The following is a 22,485-nucleotide window of genomic DNA, read 5'->3' on the forward strand; positions in this document are numbered from 1 at the left end:
GTATTAAAATGTTTCGAGATGATCTAAATTGTTACTAGGGTCACCATCTGCAACTCCGCGAATTGTTGTACGTCCATTTCGTGCTTTTCCGATTGTGACACCATCCACTTCACCTTGCTCGACTAACGCCAAAGCTTCATCATAATTTAAAATGTTACCATCAGCAGTTTTAAAATGTGTAAGGTCGCCATCTTCGTTGTGGCGAACTGCGACAAATTCTGTTGCCATCACAATCCCTCCTTGAGATTATTTTGTCTTGTAAGGAGGGTTTTATGCGAGCGCTGATAAAGTTGTCGTGAGCGCTGATAAAATATCATGAGCGCTGATAAATGCTGCTGAGCGCTGATAAAATATCGTGAACGCTGATAAAAAGTTGCGAGCGCCAAATAACTGTCGCGAGCGCCAAAAAAGTCCATCTGAACGCCAATAAATTTTCATGAACGCCAAAAAACATAACACGAGCGCCAAATATCTTCCACACCACCACTAAGCTTTTTGCTTCAACTGCGTTTGATAAAGATCAGAATACTTCCCGCCATGTTTAACGAGCTCTTGGTGTGACCCTTTTTCAATAATCTTGCCATGCTCTAACATAATGATTTGATCGGCATTTTGAATCGTATTAAGTCTATGAGCAATGACGAAACTCGTTCGGCCTTCCATTAGGCGATGCAAAGCTTCTTGAATTTTAATTTCGGTAACTGTATCAATGCTGCTCGTCGCTTCATCTAGTATTAAAATTTTCGGATCAGATAAAATAACTCGTGCGATCGTTAGCAACTGTTTCTGACCTTGGCTGATCCCACTTCCGTCAGGGTCTAATACTGTGTCGTATTGATTAGGGAACTTCATAATAAATGAATGTGCATTGGCCTTCTTAGCTGCTTCAACGACTTCATCGTCTGTTGCGTCTAATTTGCCGTATCGAATGTTTTCACGAATCGTTCCTTCAAAAAGAAAAGCATCTTGTAGCACGAAGCCCATATGTTTCCTTAAGCTTGAACGTCTAATATCTTTTATATCCGTGCCATCTAATAAGATCTGACCATCATCGTAATTATAAAAGCGCGACATTAAATTAATAATCGTTGTTTTACCAGCACCTGTGTGGCCAACGAAAGCAACAGTACTACCTGCAGTAGCATTGAAAGAGACGTCATTTAATACAACTTCGTCTTCATCATATGCAAAAACGACATTTTGAAATTCTACATCTCCTTTAGGTTCACCGATTTCAATAGCATCGACTTCATCTAACTCTTCGCTATCTTCATCGATAATGTCAAATACACGTTCAGCACCAGCGACGGCTGTTAGTAACTGGTTGAACTGGTTTGATAATTCGTTTAATGGACGGGTAAATTGACGGGCTAACTCAGTAAAGATGACGATCGTACCGACTGTCACCATACCGTTTATCGCAAAAATACTACCGACAAATGCGATGATCGCAAAACCGAATGAATTTAACATGTTCATCAACTTCGGAATAAAGCCAGAAAAGACAGCAGCCCAATAACTAGCACGCATGACATCATCATTGCGTTGTTCAAACTCTCGTGACACTCTATTTTCTTGAGAGAATGTTTTAACGATCCGTTGTCCGGAAATCGTCTCTTCGACATAACCGTTCATTTCACCAATTCGGCGCTGTTGGATTTTAAATAATGGGCCTGTTCGCTTCGTAATCCACTTCATCCCGAAAACCATTAATGGAACGATCGTTAATGTCACGACTGTTAATAGCGGACTTAAATAAAGCATGACAGCAACAGTACCAACGAGTGTCAAAATACTTTGGAATATTTGAATAACCGATTGGTTCAATGTATTACTAATGTTATCAACGTCGTTCGTTACGCGGCTCATGATTTCGCCAAACTGCCTCTTATCAAAAAAATTAATCGGCAATTCATGAAGTTTATTAAACAGTTGTGAACGCAAACGATAAACTGTATTTTGCGCGATCCCAATCATAAAGAAATTTTGTAAAAAGATCGCTAATGAGTAACCTAAATAAATAAATAACAACGTCACAATTAATGTACCGATTCCTTCTTCTTGCCTTTCAACGATATAATCGTCGACACCCATTCCGATCATATAGGGGCCTAAAAGCGAGAAGGCAGAGCTAAAGACGACCATCACAATGACAAATAGAAGTAGCCAGTTTTCACTTAATAAGTACTTCCATATACGTTTGACAGTCCCTTTCCAGTCGCGGACTTTCGGCTTCGAATGTTCATCGACTTGTTCGGCTTCATTTAAATCGATTTTTTCATATTGAAAAGGCTCTTTTAGTTTGTCTTTAAAGCTCATGGATTTCTTCCTTTCCAAATTGCGACTCGACAATTTTGCGATACATGTCAGAGCGCTTCATCAACTCGTTATGTGTACCTTCATCTAGCAATTCACCATCGTCTAATAACATGATGCGATCGGCGTTCATAGCTGTTGTGACTTTTTGCGTTACAATTAAAGTCGTGCACTCATATTGAGCAATAGCCTCTAACAACCTCGCTTCAGTCTTTAAGTCTAACGCACTTGTACTATCATCAAGCATTAAAATTTTCGGCTTTCGAACGAGCGCACGTGCAATGGAAACACGTTGTTTTTGACCTCCGGATAAGTTAACGCCTTTTTGCCCGATCTTCGTGTTATAGCCATTTGGCAAATCAGCAATGGCGTTATGGATTTGAGCATCTTTAGCAGCTTGAATCACTTCATCTTCTGTTGCACCATTTTTCCCCCAAGCAATATTGTCAAAAACTGACCCCGTAAATAGGAGAGGTGCTTGTGGGACGTAGCCGATTGCTTTTCTTAAGTGATCTAGTTTTAACGTTCGAACATCGTTACCATCAATGTAAACCGCGCCTTCTGTAACATCATATAACCTCGGAATTAACTGAAAGAGCGATGACTTACCAGAACCGGTCGCGCCGATTATAGCAACTTGTTCTTGTGCGCGAGCAGTAAAGCTAATATCTGATATTACATTTTCTTTTAAATTAGGATAACTAAATTTCACGTGGTCAAATTCAATCTTACCTTCCGTAATTTGTTTCGACGGATTCGCATCTTCAGCTTCAACTAAATCGATTTTAGCTGTGAAAACATTTTTAAGTCTTTCTGCAGAAGCTTTAGCTCTTGCGAATGCCATCGTTAAAAAGCCAAACATCGAAATAGCCATCGACACTCGTAATGCATAGTTAATAATCGCGACAATCTCACCTTCAGTCGCATTGTTGTTATTAATCTCGCCATAACCGAACCATAAGATGAACAGCAAGCTTAAGTTCATGACGAGCAAGAGTACAGGCATGGACGTTTCTATTAAACGAAGTGATTTCTTCATTTCAGTCATTAAACCAGAGTTTGCATCAACGAAGCGGTTTTGCTCATGATTACGACGAAGAAAAGCTTTAATCAAGCGAATACCTGCTAAGTTCTCCTGCATGACGCTGTTAACGTTGTCGAGCCTTGCTTGCACTTTCTCAAACAGTTGACTACCTTTTTTCACAACCCAAGTTAAGAAAAAGAGCAAAATAGGAACAGAGATTAAAAAGATTAATGCAATTCGCCAGTTAACGATAAACGCCATCGTGACACCACCAAGAACGAGCAGTGGTGCACGTAACATAATTCTTAACGCCATAAATACACCGTTTTGAATTTGTCTAACATCATTAGTGAAACGGGTGATTAAAGAAGATGTAGGATATTCATTTAAGTTTTTAAATGAAAAGGATTGAACTTTCTCAAACAGTTTTCCGCGAACGTCATAACCAAATTTAAATGTAACGTGTGCTGCAAAAAACGAGTTCCCAATTCCAGCGGCAAATGATAAAAGGGCGAGTCCGATCATAACGGAGCCCCAAAAGACAACGTTGTTTAAATCTTGGACTAAAATGCCTTCGTCAATCATTCGCATTAAAATGAATGGAAGCATTAATTCAACACCTAGTTCAATTAACATCAGTGTCCAAGCAATAATCATATGAAAACGATAAGGTAATAAGTTCTTTAAAACATGAATCATCGTTGGCAGCCCCCAGCAGTAACGGTATATATTAGTGTTTGTTTTAATTTGTATTTCATATCAGACGCTTTATATTTTATCGTGAATTTTTAAATAACCATAGAAGAAAACGGAATTTTCTTATTTTTTATGATGTAATCAATCAACTATTATTAAGGGATGCGAAATATATTTAATATATTACCATAATTCAGAGGCTAACAAATAGAAAAAAAGCTGCCACTTTTTAAAGTGACAGCAAATTAAGGTTATTCATCAATTGGGTCGTAAAGTACATCTTGAACAATCCAGTTCTCATCATGGTATTCAATTAGATAAGTTAGCTCAATGTGGTCAGTGAATTCGTAATTAACTTCTTGGATCACATGGTACTCAGTATCCGATACTTCATTGACTTCATAATCTTGTTCAAGGTCAATGAACACTTCCATACCAGTTGGGATGATATATAGTTCGCCATCTTCTTCATCAACGTAGGTATCTAAATAATAGTCGACGAACTCTTCATTCATAATGTTAGTGAAGTCTTCACGTATTTCTTCGGTCGAATCGAAATTGACGAGCCTTTGTTCATCATCTGTTTCAATTAAACGGTCGTAGGCATTTTCGAATTCAGTTATAATGTCTTCGATGTTGGGTTCTGGGATTTGGTCATCTTCAATAGTGTCTGTGGGTGAGAAACTACCTACCCTAAACTCCAATGTATCTTCAACTCTTAAAAGTGAGTAGTGGTCATTGTAAGCATCTTCAACTTTAATTTCCCACTCATCTCGTTGTTCTATATATACTAGTTTTCTTACAACTGGTATGCTAAAGTCATTCAGATCAGTCGCATCTATTGCTCTTTTCAATGCTTCATGTTCAGTTAGTGTGGTGTTCTCTGATGAGACATCACTCTCCACAACTTGTATAAGCTCAGGAACAGCATGTGGAGGTTCTGAATCTTCTTGTTCTGAATGCCAAGCTTTTACTTTTTGTCCTATTTCTATATCTGAGTCATAATCAGAGTACCATACTGCTGTGTAGCTGCTAGTATCCTTGTTTCTAGGTTCAACAATCAAAATTCGGTCATCTTCAGATTTCATGACATACCCTTCAATGCTAGGTTCTCCATCAGTTGTTGGTCCTTGTTCATCTTGTACTTCTCCAGGGCTCCCTGTCGTAGGCTGAAATAACGGTCCGCCATCATTGCTAGCGAAAATAATAAACGCAATCAGCAGTGTCGCTACTAGTGGAATAGCTATTTTAAATGGAAACAATGGGCCACCTGACTTATTAGAAGACTCGTGCTTGGCTTTACTCATAATCGCATGACGCTCCTTTTCGCTAAAACTTGTTTCGTTTTTATAAATTTCTCGTAAGTGCTTCATTTTTTCATCCATGGTCGCCACCTCCTGACTCGATGATGGTTTTTAGGCGATCTCTTCCTCTTTTTAGTCTTGCTTTTATCGTGTTTTCGTTCGATTTCAAAATGTCAGCCATTTCTTTTACTGTGAATTGTTCAAAGTAATATAAAATAATGACTTCTTTATATTTGGTGGGGAGTTCATAGATCTGCTTGATTAATTGTTTGTTTTCATCAGTTTGAATAGACAAATCTTCTGGTGTTGTTGTTTCGATAGATTCTTTTTTAAAAGATTGAAGCAGTTTATCTTTCAACCGTTGCTGACGATGTTTAAACGACCTTAAATGGTCCTTACTCTTATTAATGGCAATACGGATAAGCCAACTTTTAAGCTGCGAATCTTGATTAAATTGATCAATCTTTTGGTAAACCGACATAAACACTTCTTGTGTGACGTCTTCAGCATCGACTTCGTTTTGAACATAGGAGTAGACGACCCGTTTGATGTCATGGCCGTAATGCTCCATGCAGTAATCAAGAAGCTCAATACGGTCTTGTTCAGTGATCGTTTCTTTCTGCAATGCTTGAAGTTGTGAGACCGACATAACCAACCTCCTTTCATTTACTTATTAGACGACACGGGATTTGTCGAGGTTGCAAGTTTCTAAGGAAAAATCTCCCCTAACGATTTTCTTTCAAAAAGTGTATAATAGACTTGAAAAATATAAAAGTTGATACACAATGTAAAAACAACGGAGGAACAAGATAGAATGGATGACATAGTCCGATATTTGCAAGGCAAAGAAGGCGAGATGGTGTCGTTATTACGAGACTTAGTTTTAATTGAATCACCATCAAGTGAACCGCATTTAACTGAGAAAATGGGTAATTATTTAAGCGAAAAATTCATCGAAATGACAGGTGGCACGTATAAGAAACTCCCAAGTGACGAATATTCTTCACACATTCGAGCTGAATGGGGTGAAGGTGAACGACAGCTTCTAATCGTTACACACTTTGATACGGTGTGGCCGGAAGGAACGTTAGAAGACATGCCATTCGAAATAAAAGATGGTAAAGCTTATGGCCCAGGAACGTTTGATATGAAAGGCGGCATTGTCCAAGCTCTTTATGCTATTCAAAGTTTAAAAGATTTGAATAAACATTTAAATAAAAAAATCGTGCTCATGATGACGAGTGATGAAGAATTAGGAAGCCCAACTTCAAAAGATTACATTATGGCAGAAGCTGAAAAGAGTGATGCTGTATTTGTACTTGAGCCATCTCAAGGTAGTCAAGGAGCGCTTAAAACAGCGCGTAAAGGTGTAGGAACTTACGACATTACCATTCACGGTGTGTCATCACATGCTGGTATCGAACCAGAAAAAGGCGCGAGTGCTATTGAAGAGTTAGCTGAACAAATTACGTATCTATCAAACTTAACGGACTATGATAAAGGGACGTCAGTAAATGTTGGAATTATAGATGGAGGTTCATCTAAAAACGTAATCGCCGAAGAGGCACACGCAGTTGTTGATGTGCGAGTGCAAACTCAAGAGGAGATGGACCGTGTTGCCCCATTAATAGAACAAATTAAATCGCATGATGAAGACATCCAAATTGATATAGAAGGCGAAATTTATCGTCCACCGCTAGAGCGAACAGATGAGATTGAAGCATTATTTGAACGTGCAAGTGATTTAGCGCGAGACTATTTAGGGTTTGAACTTGAAGAAGAGTCAACAGGTGGAGGAAGTGATGCAAACTTTACAGCCTCCATTTCACCTACTATAGATGGTTTAGGTGCTGTCGGTGATGGAGCTCACGCGCATCATGAGCATTTAGTGGTTAAGGATATGCCGAAGCGTAGTGCTTTGTTAGCGATGTTGTTGTGTGAATATGGTTCAAACTAAATGACAAGCGCTCGCATTCATCGTTACTTCAGTTGCTGAGGTGCTCATGACCTGCGCTGGTCATTCCGCTCCTCAGCTTCCTTCGTGCCTCGACTGCCAAGCGCTTTCATTTAGTTTGAAGATTGAGAAGCGCTCGCATTCGTCGTTACTTCGGTTGCTGAGGTGCTCATGACCTACGGTGGTCACTCCGCTCCTCAGCTTCCCTCGTGCCTCGACTGCCAAGCGCTTTCATTTAGTTTGAAGATTGACAAGCGCTCGCATTCATCGTTACTTCGGTTGCTAAGGTGCTCATGATATTGTTGGTCGTTAATAAGATGAATAAAGAGGTTGGTGCATACTACGCATCAACCTTTTTGTTTGAAAAGACATCTCGCAGGCGGCAATGCTATAATGAAAGTTAGCTTGTTATAAGGAGTGTCAACCACATGCTATACAAACACCCCTATGTCATACTTAGGCGAGAGATTGACCATATTAATTTTCAAAAAAAGTATATTGAAGATGAACACTTTATTGAGCTATACGAAGACAAAATCATAACAGCCGAGAATAAATTTGACCTTAAAATTGTCTTTGATATGTCATATAAAATGCTGTCAGACAAATACGGATTTTTTTACTTGCACACAACAAAAGGCGTCTTTACGTACCAAGTAAAACAAGATCCTGCAGAACTGATTGCTCAATTTAGAAAAGTCGAAATTAAGTAATGGAGGAGACCGATGAACAAACACGTCTTATTAGTCGATGGTATGGCACTATTATTCCGTGCCTTTTACGCTACAGCAATGAACAATAATTTTATGATTAACAGTAAAGGAACTCCGACCAATGCGATTCACGGATTTATTCGTCATCTGTTAACAGCCACAAATACATTTCAACCATCACACGTTATTTGTTGTTGGGATATGGGGAGTCATACGTTTAGAAATGACCTTTATTCTGAATATAAGGCGAATCGCGGTGCCCCACCTGAAGAGTTAATTCCTCAGTTTGATTTAGTGAAAGAAGTTACAGAAGCAATGGACATCCCGAATGTTGGGGTAAAGGGTTTCGAAGCTGATGACTGTATCGGAACATTAGCTCTAACTTATCAAGGTGAAGCGGATGTAACAATATTAACGGGTGACCAAGACATTTTGCAGCTTTTAGATGATGGAATTCGAGTAGCCTTATTGAAAAAAGGGTACGGTAACTACGATGTATATGAATCAGATCGTTTCTTAGAAGAAAAAGGCATAACACCAAAACAAATGATTGACCTTAAAGCAATGATGGGTGATTCGAGTGACAACTATCCAGGTGTTCGAGGTGTTGGTGAAAAGACAGCTTTAAAGCTATTAATTAACCATGGATCTCTAGATGCGATCTTAGATAATTTAGATACATTGACGACAGCACAAAAGACGAAATTTGAAAACGACCTTGAAATGATTCACCTTTTACGTAAGCTAGCTGAAATCCATTGTCAAGCAGGAGTAACGTGTGATTTAAACGATGCAGAATTTAAAATGAATCGTGAACGTGTCATTGAAAAGTTCAACGAATTAGAATTTAAACGATTAGGAGAATACGTCTAGGAGAGATCAAATGCGTTTATGGTCAGTTCATCCAACATATTTAGATGCAAAAGGACTTGTCGCCCTATGGCGTGAAACCTTACTGGCGCAAAAAGTCTTATTAGGTGAGACAAAGGGTTATCGTAATCATCCGCAGCTTATTCGATTTCGCGAGCAAGAGAATCCTATAGGTGCGATTGGCCATTACTTAAGTGGTGTTCATGAAGAAGCGACGTTACGTGGCTATCGCTTTGATCGGACTAAAATTGTTGCGCCTGAAGAAGTTTCTGAAATACCTGTGACGACTGGTCAAATTGGTTATGAATGGGAGCATTTGTTAAGAAAACTAGAAACGCGAGACCCTAGTCGTTTTGACCAACTTAAATATTATAATTCAAACGACTTAAAGCCACACCCAATGTTTAACATCATTGAAGGTTCCATAGAACATTGGGAAAGATTTGCGAAATAAGTAAGAAAGAAAGGAATTTGTATGAGCCTAAAATTAGTTAAACCAACAACATCATTACAAGACGCCTATATGGATTTCTACCAAGAATGGGTAAATAGTGGGGAAGAAATTATACCTTCAGCATTAAGAAAAGATCCAACAAACTTTGAAGCACTCGTTCAAGGTTTAATAGATACTGAAGAAGGTGTAGGATTACCAGAAGGCTATGTTCCTGCGACAACGCGATGGTTAGTCGATGAAAAGTATAAAATTTTGGGAGCTTGTAACATTCGCCACGATTTAACAGGCCCTTTACTCGAAACAGGCGGACACGTCGGATACGGTGTTAGACCATCTGAACGAGGAAACGGGCACGCCACTTTTATGCTAAAAGAGACGTTAAAATTTCTAAAAGCATTAGAAGTACCGCGAGCATTAGTAACGTCTAATGATGATAACGAGGCGTCTATGCGTGTTATTGAGAAGTGTGGTGGTATGCAAGGTTTGCCTTTTACTGAGGAAGACGGCAATGTCGTTAGACGTTTCTGGATTGATCTTAGAGATTAATACAAATGTATTTAGGTGATAAGGGTAATAGTTAGGGAATTGAGCTTTAATCTGTTATTCTTCAACTAACTAATGTTTAGGGGGACTTTACACATGGAGCTCTTAGGAATTCATCATTTATCAGCTATGACTAAAAGTGCACAAGAGAATGTTGATTTTTATACCAAAGTGTTAGGTATGAGATTAGTAAAGAAAACCGTTAATCAAGATGACCCTTCAATGTATCATTTGTTTTATGGTGATGAAGTTGGTAACCCAGGTACTGAGTTGACTTTCTTTGAGATACCACGAATTGGGCAAAACCATGATGGCAATAACAGTATTTCTACGACATCATTGCGTGTGCCAAATGATCAAGCACTTAAATATTGGGAGGAACGTCTGACCCAATTTGACGTGAAACATGAAGGGATTGTTGAACAGTTTGGTCGTCTTGTCATCCCGTTTCGTGATCATGAACAGCAACGCTTAATATTAGTGTCTGATGAGCACAATGAAGGTGTTAGCGGTGGCACAGCTTGGGAACATTCTAAAGCTGATCCTCAACATGGAATTGTTGGGTTAGGTCCTATTCATTTAACCGTTCCAGACATTGAGCGAACGGAAACAGTTGTAACTGAAGTGATGGGGTTTAAGAGAGTTGGGACATATGAATTTACGCCAGCTGGAAATGAAGTTGTTGTATTTGAAACAGGAAAAGGTGGAACTGGTGCTGAGCTGCATATTCATGTTCGTCCTGACTTGCCGCCTGAGCGTTTAGGGCGAGGAGGCGTACATCACGTTGCTTTTCGTGTTAAAAATGAAGAAGAGCTTCATCAATGGATTGAACGATTAAACCAATCTAAGCTTGGCAATTCTGGGTTCGTTGATCGGTATTACTTTAAATCTGTTTATTTTAGAGAGCCGAATGGAATACTGTTTGAGCTTGCAACAGATGGACCAGGATTTACGACAGATGAAGACGAACTGAACTTAGGAGAAACGTTAGCATTGCCTCCATTTTTAGAAGAGAAGCGAGATGAAATTAGTCAAAAATTAAAGCCAATTGATTATTAATTGATTAAAAGCCAGCATACGTTTAAGTAGCTGGCTTTTAATCAAGCTAAAGTGTGGTAAAACTAACTTCATTTTTGACTGAAAACTGATACAATAAATAGATAGATTAATAGTTTATAGAAGGTGAACATATAATGAGACAAGTCCATTGTCAAAACTGTGAAAAGTTAATTGAGACGAGGAAAGATTTGTTTACAACACAGATCTTTTTTATGGTCCAAGCTTATTGTAAACAATGTTACTTTGATAAGATTAAGAAAGTATCATCTTTAGCTGTTAGTAATACGCCACTTAATGGTCGTTATTCTAACTTTTTGGCGGGCCTTACGTTTGTAGGGTTAATTTTAGTCTACTTTGCTGAAATTGAGTACATTAAAATTCCTTTAATTTTAGTTTTATCTTTAGTTTTATTTATGCGTATTTATTCATTTGTAAGGTTTGAGCGTCATTTGCCATTTTAAAAGGTGTGTTTCGTTATGAGAAGTAGTGTATGGCTCGTTTTAATCGGGGCTATTTTATGGGGAACAACAGGAACAGCACAAGCGTTAGCACCAGAAGAGTCAACACCATTAGTCGTAGGTGCATTACGGTTACTAATTGGTGGTGGCTCTTTATTTTTATTGGTCTATTTTCAGAAGCGGTTATCGATCAAAGGTATACCAAAAAAGCCTTTACTCATTAGTGCAATTGCAATGGCATTGTATCAACCATTTTTCTTCTCAGGTGTTGACTTAACAGGGGTAGCGATCGGGACTGTTATTGCGATTTGTAGTGCGCCAATTTTTGCAGGCTTAATGGAAGGCGTTATACATAAAAGACTGCCTGACCTCGTTTGGGCTATTTCGACAGTTCTGGCGGTAGTCGGTTGCTTATTATTGTTTCAGTCAGGAGAGACGGTTACTTTTAATTTTCTGGGGATGATGTTTTCATTAATGGCAGGGCTAGCTTTTGCCATATACACGTTTGTTAGTAAAGATCTTGTGACCAATTATCCATCTGACGTTGTAGTTGCCGTCGTTTTTAGTACAGCCGCAATATTCTTACTGCCGATCCTTTTTGTTTATGATACGAGCTGGTTGGTTCAAAGTAGTGGTGCGATCAGTATGTTGCACTTAGGTTTAATTGCAACAGCACTAGCTTATTTGTTGTTTGCTAGAGGTTTGAAAGGAATTCCTGCATCAATGGCTGTTACGTTAGCTTTGGCAGAACCGGTAACAGCAGCCCTTCTTGGAATCCTTTTACTTGGTGAGCCTTTAACGATCGTATCTGGGTTTGGCCTATTATTATTAATAATCGGTTTACTATTGCTTGCTAATAAGCCTAAGGTTTTAAACTATATAACTGCTCGTAAAAAAAGCTAAGCTTAAACGCTTAGCTTTATTCTTTATTCCAACGACGGTCAAAACCTGTTACTAAACTTGTTAGAAAGTAGCCTATGAGTGTATAAATTAAAAATGCGAAGATAGCAGAAAACTCAATGACAAACGTTCCATCTAGCACCGTTGATGGGAAAATTCCTTCAAAAGGATGTAAGAGAGGATCACTAGTATTGTAAACCCATTCAACAAATGGTGCTGTTTCTGCAGCGCCGAACAGCTTTAATATAATTCGAAAGCCTAAAATCAATTGAACAATACCAATTACAATATTAATTAAATGATTTATAAATCCAATACCTTTCATTTTAACCCCTCCTCTACTTATTATGTTCCTCAAAGTTTTTCTTTTTAAACTTAAAATCAATTCTTAAAAATGTGCATTTATTATATGCTAAATCCCAGTTCTTGCATAAGATAATTTATACTTTGAGATTGGATAGTCATAAGAAGGGAGTTCTTGTCGTGGGATTGAATGATGAAGTGTTTCTAAAAAGCGAACGACAAGTAGAATTATATGAAAAAGCGGCAAAGATAAGTGATCAAGTAAGCCAGTATGCTAAAGTAGCTGATCAAGAAGCCCGTTTTTTAGATCAAACGTTAAAAGTGTTAAAACGGTATAACTATTTATCAATCGTCTTACCAGAAACATATGGTGGGGAAGATTTAAGCTTATATGAATGGTTACTGATGCAAGTAAAAATAGCTGAAGGAGACGGTGCCACAGCTTTATCTGTCGGTTGGCATTTAGGTTTATTAATGGAAATTAAAGCAGAAGGAATTTGGTCTAATTCAATTAATGAATTTATTGCAAAAGAAGCAGCTAAACAAAAACTTTTTAACCGCGCATCAACTGAACGAAACACAGGAAGTCCTACACGTGGAGGAAAACCAGAAACGACCGCGGTCTTAGGTCAAGATGTATACCTGCTAAATGGTCGTAAAACGTTCACGACGATGGCTGAAAAGTTAGATTATGCATTAGTGTCAGCATATATGCCTGAAGAAGAGAGTGTCAGTTGGTTTTTAGTTGATATGTTAAAAGAAGGTGTATCTATAGACCGCACGTGGGATACGTTAGGGATGAGAGGAACTGGTAGTGATGACCTTGTATTGGATGATGTTTTGATTGATTCAGAATTTCATGTAGAGCACAACGGTAACAAGCAATCATTACCTAAAGCATGGCTGTTACATATACCAGCATGTTATTTAGGGATTGCGCAAGCAGCTTTAAAAGATGCTGTTACATTTGCCAGAGGTTTTCAGCCGAACAGTTTAGATCACCCAATAGCGAAAACACATCAAGTAAGACAAAAGTTAGGTGAGATGAATTTGTTACTTATGCGTTCGCGTCACCTTTTATTTGATTTAGCAAGAAGATGGGATGAAGAAGAGCAAAGAGAACGGTTAGTAAATGAAATAGCTATGGTGAAAGTAAATGTTACGAATGATGCGCAACGGGTAGTCGATTTAGCAATGCGAATAGCAGGTGGTAGAGGTCTTTCAAAAACTTTTAACTTTGAACGATACTATCGTGATGTCCGAGCAGGGTTGCACAACCCACCATTAGATGATGTTGTTTACGAACAATTGGCAGCATTGGCCTTAGATGAATAGACAGTATACTTGCGAGTAAAAATAGACAAAACTATAATGAATGTAATGATGCCATAAGGAGACGTTGATCATGACGACCGTATTAATTATATCAATTGTGGTTATAGTCATTGTAACCATACTAACCATCGTTGCTATTTCAAAAGGGTATGCGTATAGCCATCAAGTTGATCCTTTACCGGGTGATGAATCGGAAGAACCTAAAGGTACAGAAAAAAGCGAGGACAAATAAATGTCCTCGCTTTTGTATTAATCTAAAGCATAATGGTTTAGAAATGCTTCAAATTCTTCTTCTGGAGCTGCGCCAACTATTCGGTTAACTTCTTCACCATTTTCATAATGTACTACAGTAGGCGTGCTTTCAAGTCCATAATTGTGCCAGCCTTGTTCGTGCTCTAGTAAATTGTAAAGGACTAAATCAACATCCATGTCCTCTGCAAGTGGTACTAAGACAGGTGTTGTTTCTAAACAGTATTGGCATTCAGGGCTATGGAAGTACACTGTCACTTGATCTTCCTCTTCTAACTTCGTTTCTAGTTCACCAGGTGTGACTTCGTTATCATGTAGCGGATCATCTGTAACGTCTTCAGAAGAAGCATCCACTAATAAAATTAGTGCGATAAATAAAACAACGATGACACCACCGAAAATTAATAATTTCTTCATATTAGTCCTCCTTTGAATATTTATAACCAATGACGCTTATAATGAGAATTAACGTAAAGGCTGTCCCAGCAAGGAAAGGGATTGTAATAAACCCTCCCCAATTAATGTATTGAGCAAGACAAGAAACTTGTCCACATGAAGGTGATGAGTCTTGTAACAGCGTCACCTTTTGAATCGCATAATGATACCAAGACGTTAAAAGGCCGATAATTGAAAAGGCAATTCCATATATGAACACTTTATGGTCTTTAATAATAATCCCAATTAAGTAGATTAATACAAGCGGGTACATGATAATCCGTTGGTACCAACATAAAAGGCATGGTTCGAAGTGTTTAATCTCAGAAAAGTATAATGAACCTAATGTTGCCACTAAAGCAATGATCCAACTAAATACTGCTAAATTTTCAGCTCTCTTATTCATTATACGAATCTCCTATCATTAAAACATTGAGACTATATAAGAATTATATTATGAATGGGTAATTAAAGTAAGTAATTTGTTTGAACATTTTCTAACTAAATAAAATAGTGTATGATTATAAAAGATTGGAGGTACATGCATGGGTAAATTTCATAGTTTTAGCAGTCGAATTGGTACAGCCTTTGTGACGCTATTAATTGCATATGTTATATATTTATTATATTCAGGTTTTCATTTAGCAGAGGCTTATGAATTGTTATCAAACCCATTAATCTGGGCTATATTCATTTTATATTTAATGATTAGTTCTTATGTTAATGAATGGTTGGCTAAAAAGTTAGAAGACGATTCGAAAAGAATGTACGTATCACTTTATATGGTTTCAGGTATGCTTATTTGGTTTCTGGCCTATTCGCCATTTATTTTTTCATCATTCTTAATGTACATATATTTAGTTTTGTATAGTAGTATATTTACGGTTGTGGCGTTTATACTATTTTATTTTATAGAAAGATATGCGAGACAGTCGAGGAAGCGACCATTTATTGTTGGTTTTCCTGCAATCGTTGTATTATTGGTCATTTTAATAGCTAACCCGTCAATTACTGAAGGGTTAACGATTGAACAAAGTGATCGTGAATATTATGCTTCATTTGATCGAATTAATGGAGAAGAAGTCGTAGAGATTCCAGTAGAAGCAGGTCATCATTATGAGCTTCGAGTTGACTGGGACTTAGAAGATGACGCACTTCCACACGGGTTAAAGATTCACCCTTCTGCAACTGATCTAGGATCTATTGAATATATAGGTGATGGTGACGAGTGGCTTTATGAATTAGACATAGCTCAAGACGGCGAACTGCCAATCATCTTTCACGGAAAAAACATCGAAGGATCAATTTCTTTTACATGGAATGAACTAAATTAATTTTACAAAGCTGCTGATGGTAAATCAGCAGTTCTTTTTTTATTAAGAATTTGTAAATCAGGTTGAAATGTGAGGGGTAAAACCTATATTATAATATAAGCATTTACTTATATAGGGGTGGTTGAACGTGACAATACAAACAAAGGTGACGACAGAAGAGCTTTCAAGTGTATTAAAGTTACTCGGTGAAAAGACCCGACTGTCCATTATGCAGTACGTGTATGAAAGAGAGCTTTGTGTTTGTGAACTAGTTGAGTTATTAAGTATGTCACAGCCAGCTATAAGTCAGCATTTAAGAAAGTTAAAAGATGCTAAATTAGTTCAAGAAAAACGAAGAGGTAATTGGGTTTATTACAAAATTAATGACGAGCATCAAGTTTATTATGTTATTGAAAAGATACTTAATGAACTACCAAGTATCGAAGACAAATTGCAAGAGTTAGAGAGACAAAACTTACTATGTAAGTAGAGTGAGAGGGGTACACCATGGACATAACAATTGCTGTCATTATATTTATAGCAACATTAACTTTAGTTATATGGCAACCTAAAGGGTTAGGAATCGGGTGGTCAGCCTGTGCAGGTGCTTTAGTTGCTTTAATTGTTGGCGTTGTGACGTTACAAGATGTAGTTGATGTAACAGAACTCGTATGGAATGCGACGTTTGCATTTGTCGCGATTATTATTATTTCTCTAATATTAGATGAAATTGGTTTCTTTGAATGGTCAGCGTTACATATGGCACGGCTCGCTGGCGGTAGTGGTGTGAAAATGTTTGTGTTAGTGACTCTTTTAGGAGCGGCTGTAGCAGCATTGTTTGCTAATGATGGAGCTGCTCTAATCTTAACGCCGATCGTTTTATCGATGGTTCGAGCACTTAATTTTAAAGAAGCGATGATTTTACCTTTTATTATGGCAAGTGGTTTTATTGCTGATACGACATCTTTACCACTAGTTATTAGTAACTTAGTCAATATTGTATCAGCTGACTTTTTCGAAATAGGGTTTGTCGAGTATATGTTACGGATGATGCTCCCTAATCTATTTTCGATGGTTGCTAGTATCATTGTGTTGTATTTATTTTTCAGAAAATCTATACCGAAAGACTATGATTTAGCTAATTTAAAGGAGCCTAAAGAAGCGATTAAAGACGATAAGCTATTTCGCATTTCTTGGGTTATGTTAGGTTTATTGTTAATTGGTTACTTTATGACAGAAGGTTTAGAGACGGTACCTGTATCATTTGTAGCAGGATTTATAGCAATAATCTTTTTAATCCTAGCTAAGCGAAGTTCGGCTGTACCGACAATGGAGGTCGTAAAAGGCGCACCATGGGCCATTGTTTTCTTCTCAATTGGTATGTATGTTGTCGTTTATGGTTTGCGTAATGTTGGTTTAACTGATGTGTTAGCACAATTAATAGAAGCCTCAGCACAGCATGGTGTGTTAGCGGCAACGATGGCTATGGGCTTTTTAGCAGCGATTTTATCTTCGGTTATGAATAATATGCCAACAGTTATGATTAATGCTTTAGCGATTGATGCGACAAATACGTCAGGTGTAATCAAAGAAGCTTTAATTTATGCAAATATAATTGGTAGTGATTTAGGTCCGAAAATTACACCAATAGGTTCACTTGCAACCTTATTATGGCTACACGTCTTATACAAGAAAGGCATTCATATTTCTTGGGGTTATTACTTTAAAGTAGGGATCATTCTAACAGTGCCAGTCTTAGTCATCACGTTATTCGGTTTATACATCTCGTTAGTTTTAGTTAATTTATAGGAGTGATTTTAATGAATAAGCCAATTATTTATTTCTTATGTACAGGAAACTCATGCCGTAGTCAAATGGCAGAGGGATTAGGGAAAGAGATCTTAGGTGATGAATGGGATGTTTACAGTGCAGGTATTGAAGCACATGGGATCAATCCTAAAGCGGTTGAAATGATGGATGAGATCGGCATTGATATCCGAAACCAAGAGTCACAGGTTATCGATCAAAATGTTTTAAACGAATCAAAACTAGTTATCACATTATGTGGTGACGCGAAAGAGAATTGTCCTGTGATTCCTACAGGTGTAGAAACTGCTCACTGGGGGTTAGTTGACCCAGCTAAAGCAGAAGGAACAGAAGAAGAGGTTAACAAAGTGTTCCGTGATGTTCGTGACGAGATTAAACGTCGAATAGAAGATCTGAAATAATGTTAAAAAGCTTCGCCCGAAAATTAAATTCGGCGAAGCTTTTTATTTTTATGCTTGAGCTGGAACATTGCAAAGTCGGGTGAAATATGAACATTTTATAAATGTTCCGATAGCTGTATGATTTAAAGAGAGAATATAACTTTTTTCTGTAAGATGATGACGGCTAGTGCGTCTAATAATTAAACGGGTAGAAAGAGAGGTACACACATGGATGAAGATTTAATTGCGCGATGGTTCGACTTATATGCTGATGATGTGTATCGGTTTTTGGCCTTTCGGTTAGGAAGTCCTGATGTTGAAGATTTAGTTCAAGATGTTTTTATAAAAGCAATTGATCATAGCCATTCCTTTAAAGGAGATGCCAGCCCTAAAACGTGGCTGTTAACGATTGCTAGAAACTTAGCCGTTGACTATACGAGGAAGAACAAAGTGCGAGATTGGCGTCGCTTACTACAATATGAGGAATATCAAAATCCTAAAGTCGATCAATCGCCAGAAGAAATATATGAACAAAAAGAAGCTAGTTCTTTACTATATCAATTTATTTCTGAATTAAAACCGAATTACCAAGAAGTGCTATTGCTTAGAGGGATTGAAGAGATGTCAGTTCGTGAAGTAGCTGAAGTTCTAGGCTGGTCAGAAAGTAAAGTTAGTGTCACTTATCATAGAGCGGTAAAAGCACTTCAACGCAAAGGAGGTATTGAAGATGGATCGATTTAATGAAGAACAAGAGGTTGAATCGTTACGTCAACAGGTTCATACCCTAAAAATGGATGAACAGAAAAAAAGCGAAATGCGCACTAATCTAATTAAACATGCTCAAAAGAAAAGAGATCGCAATAAGTTGCAGAAGTGGATCATATTAGGTGGAACTATTGCAGCTGTTGCGCTATTTTCAGTGATTAGCTTTACGATGTTTATCGACAATGATCAGTTAGAGCAAGCAACAAAGATAGAAGAGGAATCAGAAGTTACTGCTTCTGAAATAGTTGAAACCATTGAAGTTGAGGGTGAAAACGGTGATTATCGGGTGCGAGGAGTACCACCAGAAGACGTTGAAAGCTTCGAGTATGCTGTAATGGTTGACGGAGAAAATATAGCTAATGCAGGAGATGACGTTTACAATATGACCCATGAAATGGAGGGTAGCTATTCTTTTACACTTAATTTATCTGTTGAAGAAAGCTTACTCCCGAATGAAGGAGAGTTATTGTTTTCAGTTAAGAAAGATGATACTGAAGCATCAGTTGTGTTAGAGGAATTTGAGCAATTAGAAGACGTTGAAGGAACGTTATCGGTTGAGGAAGTATCAGTTGACCCAACAACTATTTTAATCGAGGGAATGGAAGAAGACACTGAAGTAACAACTTACGATCTTCAGCCTTATGACATCACGTATCAAATGGATCAGTTTTTATCGCATGTTGAAGTAGGGGACGATTCAGTCACACATCATAATAATAATGATGAATACCGGGTAGAAGTTACAATAAGTGTGATTGAAGATCAAGCTCTAAATGAAACTCAACAAATGATGGAGGAACAACATAATATAAGCGAATCCCCAATCGATCTGTCACAGTTTGAAACGGCGTTTGAAGGTTATCATCAGTCGGTCGATATTGGAGAAGGTTATTTCATTTTAGAAATTAATAGCGACGTTTTAATGATTGAGTACAGTTACTCGATTGAAGCTGGCGATGGAATATGGCCAAGGTTAGAATTGCTTATTAACTCCATCAATCAATAACGATATAGAATTTATAAAAGCTTATTGGTAAAATGTTACTAATAAGCTTTTTCATTTTAGGGGGGGCGTTAGGTTGTTTTACCGAAAGAAAACGTATCAAGTGAAAAGTGAGTTTGTTAGTACGTTTAATAAACATTTCAATCAAAACTTATTACCAACACAGATTAAGCACGGCTCACGTTTAGTTGGTCGGTGGATGACGAATGACCAAGATGGTTTAGTTGAAATTTTTGCGATTTGGGAATACGACAGCTATGGATCTTATGTACAAATTGAAGAAGAAGTACGTGGTGATCGAGCCCATGTTAAACGCGTGAAGGATTGGTATGATAGGCACGGTGGTCGTGATTATGTTATCTCAAAACAATTAGTATCAGTTAATGATGAAGAAATATACTCTACAGTTGAGAGGTGATTTTGATTTGTTTGACCCATTAGTAGCAATGAAGTTCGGGAACAATCGACAGCAGAAAGCTTTAACCGCTATAAATGAGTTAAATATTTTAAATGATCTTTCAAGATATGATCCAATTGTGTGTGGTACAATTCCTTTACAAATTGACTTAGAGGAATCAGATTTGGACGTCATTTTTAATGTTAACAACTTTGATGATTTTGAACAGAAGGTATTAAAATTATATGGCCATTTATCAGACTTTACGTTAGAGCGGAAACTAATTAGAGCAGAATCGGTTGTGAAAGCGAACTTTAACTTTGACGGTTTTGAGTTTGAAATTTTTGCTCAAAATCAACCAACACATAACCAACATGCTTATTTACATATGGTGGTTCAAGCTGAAATTTTGAAAAGAGAAGAAAGTTTGAAACAACAAATTATCGATTTAAAAGAAAAAGGGTATAAGACAGAGCCTGCGTTTTGTGAAGTGTTAGGAATTGATGGTGACCCTTATAGTGGGTTGTTAGAGTTTGGTAAGCAAAATGGTTTTATTAAATGAGGTGTATTTTGGTGAGTGATGCAAAATGGCATGATCAAGCAAGAGAGATGTGGGATAGTGGGAGCCGTAAAACGATTATTCCTTTTTTTGAACAACAAGTCCCTAAAGGTGATTCGGTTTTAGACCTTGGATGTGGTGATGGTTATGGTTCATATAAGCTGTGGCACCAAGGCTATGAAGTCACAGGTGTTGATTTATCACATGAAATGATTTCATTTTGTCAAAGTAGGTTATCTGAAGACATTGAGCGACTGAAATTTCTTCAAGCAGACATGCTACAGTTACCATTTGAGGATCAATCATTTGATAGTTTGATGGCAATTAATTCATTAGAATGGACAGAAGTACCAGCTGATGCGTTTAAAGAGATCTCACGTGTTATAAAACCAGGTGGTTATATGGTTTTTGGCATTTTAGGCCCAACAGCAGGACCGAGAAATCATAGCTATAGAAGGTTATATGGTGAAGAAGTTATTTGTAATACGATGATGCCTTGGGAGTTTGAGAAAATGGCTCAAGAACAAGATATAGAAGTAGTGGACTCAATGGGAGTTTATAAACAAGGTGTTCAAACCAACCATATTAATCAATTATCGCATGAGTTAAAACAAAGCTTGTCATTTATGTGGTTGTTTATATTAAAGAAATAAAAAAGGTTGAGCTATTAGAGCTCAACCTTTTACATATATTTAGATTAGAATCTCGATGTCGCTTTGATCACGTAGGTTGTTGATCATTTCTTCCATTTGCTCAGATTCTTTTTGTTGCATAACTTGAGTTTCAAGTTGATCTCTTACTTCATCTAATTCTCCAACTTCTTCTTCCATCTCTTCCATTTGAGCTGCATACTCTTCATATGCTTCTTCAATTTCTTCTTCAGAAGCTGAAGATTCTTCTATGCTTTCTTCAAGATAATTGTTAATTAGAAGCATTGTTGAAATTTCATCACGAACTTCTTCTTCAGTCATTTCAATTTCTTCATATACATCTTCTTCAGATTCTAGACCTTGTTGTTCTTGGATGCCAGAGATCTGGTTGTTAATTTCTTCATCAAGTTCTTCCTCAGATGGTTCATAACCTTCTTCAATTGCTGCTAATTCAACAACTTTCGAATTGATCACTTGTTCAAGTGCAGCTTCACGGATCATTTCTGGATTTTGTTGAGGATCCATGCCAATCTGTGCGTATTGTTGACCTACAGCTTGTTCACCTTGAAGTAATTCAGCACCTGTGATTTCTTCACCATCTACAGTTGCAACAACTTCATCTTCATCTACATCAGAAACTTCCATATCTTCTAAGTCTTCCTCATCAGTAGGTAGCTCGTCTTCTACATCAGGAGTTTCACCTTCTTGCGCTCCCTCTTCTTCACCGTTATCACCGCCACAAGCGACCATCACGATTGAGAATATAGCTAATACTAATAGTAATAGCAGCTTCTTCATTAAAAACACATCCTTTGTTGTTTTGATAAAATGTTTCGAGTATGCATTGTAGCATAGTGGATTTGTTAAGTACAAGAAAACGTGCGAAATGAAAAATAATTGTAATATTTGTCTTTTCCCTTGCATTTTACCCAAAAAGAGAGTAAAGTATTAATTGAACGAATGATTGATATCGATGTT

The 22,485-nt window shown here is 37.5% G+C and carries 28 protein-coding genes; 19 read left to right on the top strand and 9 right to left on the bottom strand.

Annotation, left to right across the window (positions count from 1 at the left end):
* Positions 1-3: 3 nt before the first annotated feature.
* The 5 genes from AHA02nite_RS09195 to AHA02nite_RS09215 form a co-directional block, all read right to left on the bottom strand.
* Positions 4-228, bottom strand: a complete 225-nt coding sequence (locus AHA02nite_RS09195; protein WP_146816567.1) for a DUF3892 domain-containing protein — start codon at positions 226-228, stop codon at positions 4-6.
* A gap of 258 nt (positions 229-486) precedes the next feature.
* Positions 487-2,319 carry an ABC transporter ATP-binding protein gene (locus tag AHA02nite_RS09200; RefSeq protein WP_146816569.1) on the bottom strand — a complete coding sequence of 611 codons (1,833 nt, stop codon included), beginning with the start codon at positions 2,317-2,319 and terminating at the stop codon, positions 487-489.
* The gene (locus AHA02nite_RS09205) at positions 2,309-4,039 is read right to left on the bottom strand and encodes an ABC transporter ATP-binding protein (protein WP_146816571.1); all 1,731 of its coding nucleotides are present in this window, start codon (positions 4,037-4,039) and stop codon (positions 2,309-2,311) included. The genes AHA02nite_RS09200 and AHA02nite_RS09205 overlap by 11 nt, the downstream gene beginning before the upstream one ends.
* Before the next feature lie 248 nt (positions 4,040-4,287).
* Positions 4,288-5,421, bottom strand: coding sequence for a DUF3221 domain-containing protein (locus AHA02nite_RS09210; RefSeq protein WP_146816573.1), 1,134 nt, complete (start codon positions 5,419-5,421; stop codon positions 4,288-4,290).
* On the bottom strand, positions 5,414-5,989 hold the full coding sequence (locus AHA02nite_RS09215) for a sigma-70 family RNA polymerase sigma factor (protein WP_146816575.1): 576 nt from the start codon (positions 5,987-5,989) through the stop codon (positions 5,414-5,416). The genes AHA02nite_RS09210 and AHA02nite_RS09215 overlap by 8 nt, the downstream gene beginning before the upstream one ends.
* Positions 5,990-6,154: 165 nt before the next feature.
* Between AHA02nite_RS09215 and AHA02nite_RS09220 the strand changes: the two genes are divergently transcribed.
* The 8 genes from AHA02nite_RS09220 (at position 6,155) to AHA02nite_RS09255 (ending at position 12,294) form a co-directional block, all read left to right on the top strand.
* Complete coding sequence (locus AHA02nite_RS09220) at positions 6,155-7,297, top strand: M20 family metallopeptidase (RefSeq protein WP_146816577.1); 1,143 nt, start codon at positions 6,155-6,157, stop codon at positions 7,295-7,297.
* Between the two features lie 425 nt (positions 7,298-7,722).
* Positions 7,723-8,007: a hypothetical protein gene (locus AHA02nite_RS09225; protein ID WP_146816579.1), complete on the top strand. Its 285-nt coding sequence runs from the start codon at positions 7,723-7,725 to the stop codon at positions 8,005-8,007.
* 12 nt (positions 8,008-8,019) lie between these two features.
* Positions 8,020-8,880, top strand: a complete 861-nt coding sequence (locus AHA02nite_RS09230; RefSeq protein WP_146816581.1) for a 5'-3' exonuclease — start codon at positions 8,020-8,022, stop codon at positions 8,878-8,880.
* A gap of 10 nt (positions 8,881-8,890) precedes the next feature.
* The gene (locus tag AHA02nite_RS09235; RefSeq protein ID WP_146816583.1) at positions 8,891-9,331 is read left to right on the top strand and encodes a pyrimidine dimer DNA glycosylase/endonuclease V; all 441 of its coding nucleotides are present in this window, start codon (positions 8,891-8,893) and stop codon (positions 9,329-9,331) included.
* A gap of 21 nt (positions 9,332-9,352) precedes the next feature.
* A complete protein-coding gene (locus AHA02nite_RS09240; protein WP_146816584.1) occupies positions 9,353-9,877 on the top strand; it encodes a GNAT family N-acetyltransferase in 525 nt (174 codons plus the stop codon).
* A gap of 93 nt (positions 9,878-9,970) precedes the next feature.
* Positions 9,971-10,933 (top strand): ring-cleaving dioxygenase, encoded by a 963-nt coding sequence (locus AHA02nite_RS09245; protein ID WP_146816586.1) that lies wholly within the window; start codon positions 9,971-9,973, stop codon positions 10,931-10,933.
* A 134-nt stretch (positions 10,934-11,067) separates the two neighbouring features.
* On the top strand, positions 11,068-11,394 hold the full coding sequence (locus AHA02nite_RS09250) for a hypothetical protein (RefSeq protein WP_146816589.1): 327 nt from the start codon (positions 11,068-11,070) through the stop codon (positions 11,392-11,394).
* 15 nt (positions 11,395-11,409) lie between these two features.
* Positions 11,410-12,294, top strand: coding sequence for an EamA family transporter (locus AHA02nite_RS09255; RefSeq protein WP_146816591.1), 885 nt, complete (start codon positions 11,410-11,412; stop codon positions 12,292-12,294).
* Between the two features lie 16 nt (positions 12,295-12,310).
* On the opposite strand, the gene AHA02nite_RS09260 is transcribed toward AHA02nite_RS09255, so the two are convergent.
* Complete coding sequence (locus AHA02nite_RS09260; protein ID WP_146816593.1) at positions 12,311-12,616, bottom strand: YggT family protein; 306 nt, start codon at positions 12,614-12,616, stop codon at positions 12,311-12,313.
* Positions 12,617-12,774: 158 nt separating this feature from the next.
* On the opposite strand from AHA02nite_RS09260, the gene AHA02nite_RS09265 reads away from it, so the two are divergent.
* Both AHA02nite_RS09265 and ytzI read left to right on the top strand, forming a co-directional pair.
* The gene (locus AHA02nite_RS09265; protein WP_246118841.1) at positions 12,775-13,929 is read left to right on the top strand and encodes an acyl-CoA dehydrogenase family protein; all 1,155 of its coding nucleotides are present in this window, start codon (positions 12,775-12,777) and stop codon (positions 13,927-13,929) included.
* A 70-nt stretch (positions 13,930-13,999) separates the two neighbouring features.
* Positions 14,000-14,161: a YtzI protein gene (gene ytzI, locus AHA02nite_RS09270; RefSeq protein ID WP_146816595.1), complete on the top strand. Its 162-nt coding sequence runs from the start codon at positions 14,000-14,002 to the stop codon at positions 14,159-14,161.
* 17 nt (positions 14,162-14,178) lie between these two features.
* On the opposite strand, the gene AHA02nite_RS09275 is transcribed toward ytzI, so the two are convergent.
* Both AHA02nite_RS09275 and AHA02nite_RS09280 read right to left on the bottom strand, forming a co-directional pair.
* On the bottom strand, positions 14,179-14,595 hold the full coding sequence (locus AHA02nite_RS09275; protein ID WP_146816597.1) for a thioredoxin family protein: 417 nt from the start codon (positions 14,593-14,595) through the stop codon (positions 14,179-14,181).
* A gap of 1 nt (position 14,596) precedes the next feature.
* Entirely contained in the window at positions 14,597-15,019 is a 423-nt protein-coding gene (locus AHA02nite_RS09280; protein ID WP_146816599.1) for a disulfide oxidoreductase, read from the bottom strand.
* 139 nt (positions 15,020-15,158) lie between these two features.
* On the opposite strand from AHA02nite_RS09280, the gene AHA02nite_RS09285 reads away from it, so the two are divergent.
* The 9 genes from AHA02nite_RS09285 (at position 15,159) to AHA02nite_RS09325 (ending at position 21,510) form a co-directional block, all read left to right on the top strand.
* Positions 15,159-15,947: a YfhO family protein gene (locus AHA02nite_RS09285; RefSeq protein ID WP_146816601.1), complete on the top strand. Its 789-nt coding sequence runs from the start codon at positions 15,159-15,161 to the stop codon at positions 15,945-15,947.
* 127 nt (positions 15,948-16,074) lie between these two features.
* A complete protein-coding gene (locus tag AHA02nite_RS09290; protein ID WP_146816603.1) occupies positions 16,075-16,416 on the top strand; it encodes an ArsR/SmtB family transcription factor in 342 nt (113 codons plus the stop codon).
* Positions 16,417-16,433: 17 nt separating this feature from the next.
* A complete protein-coding gene (locus AHA02nite_RS09295; protein WP_146816605.1) occupies positions 16,434-17,735 on the top strand; it encodes an arsenic transporter in 1,302 nt (433 codons plus the stop codon).
* Between the two features lie 11 nt (positions 17,736-17,746).
* Complete coding sequence (gene arsC / locus AHA02nite_RS09300; RefSeq protein WP_146816607.1) at positions 17,747-18,154, top strand: arsenate reductase (thioredoxin); 408 nt, start codon at positions 17,747-17,749, stop codon at positions 18,152-18,154.
* Positions 18,155-18,361: 207 nt separating this feature from the next.
* Positions 18,362-18,874, top strand: a complete 513-nt coding sequence (locus tag AHA02nite_RS09305) for an RNA polymerase sigma factor (protein WP_146816609.1) — start codon at positions 18,362-18,364, stop codon at positions 18,872-18,874.
* Positions 18,861-19,904: a hypothetical protein gene (locus tag AHA02nite_RS09310; RefSeq protein ID WP_146816611.1), complete on the top strand. Its 1,044-nt coding sequence runs from the start codon at positions 18,861-18,863 to the stop codon at positions 19,902-19,904. The genes AHA02nite_RS09305 and AHA02nite_RS09310 overlap by 14 nt, the downstream gene beginning before the upstream one ends.
* 73 nt (positions 19,905-19,977) lie before the next feature.
* On the top strand, positions 19,978-20,319 hold the full coding sequence (locus AHA02nite_RS09315) for an NIPSNAP family protein (protein WP_146816614.1): 342 nt from the start codon (positions 19,978-19,980) through the stop codon (positions 20,317-20,319).
* Positions 20,320-20,326: 7 nt separating this feature from the next.
* Positions 20,327-20,860 (top strand): DUF4269 domain-containing protein, encoded by a 534-nt coding sequence (locus tag AHA02nite_RS09320; protein ID WP_246118842.1) that lies wholly within the window; start codon positions 20,327-20,329, stop codon positions 20,858-20,860.
* The gene (locus AHA02nite_RS09325; protein ID WP_146816616.1) at positions 20,857-21,510 is read left to right on the top strand and encodes a class I SAM-dependent methyltransferase; all 654 of its coding nucleotides are present in this window, start codon (positions 20,857-20,859) and stop codon (positions 21,508-21,510) included. The genes AHA02nite_RS09320 and AHA02nite_RS09325 overlap by 4 nt, the downstream gene beginning before the upstream one ends.
* A 39-nt stretch (positions 21,511-21,549) precedes the next feature.
* Here the strand turns inward: AHA02nite_RS09325 and AHA02nite_RS09330 are convergent, their stop codons facing one another.
* Entirely contained in the window at positions 21,550-22,305 is a 756-nt protein-coding gene (locus AHA02nite_RS09330) for a SurA N-terminal domain-containing protein (protein WP_170236039.1), read from the bottom strand.
* Between the last annotated feature and the right edge of the window lie 180 nt (positions 22,306-22,485).

This window comes from Alkalibacillus haloalkaliphilus, from assembly GCF_007991275.1.
GTDB classification, from domain to species: Bacteria; Bacillota; Bacilli; order Bacillales; family Alkalibacillaceae; genus Alkalibacillus; species Alkalibacillus haloalkaliphilus.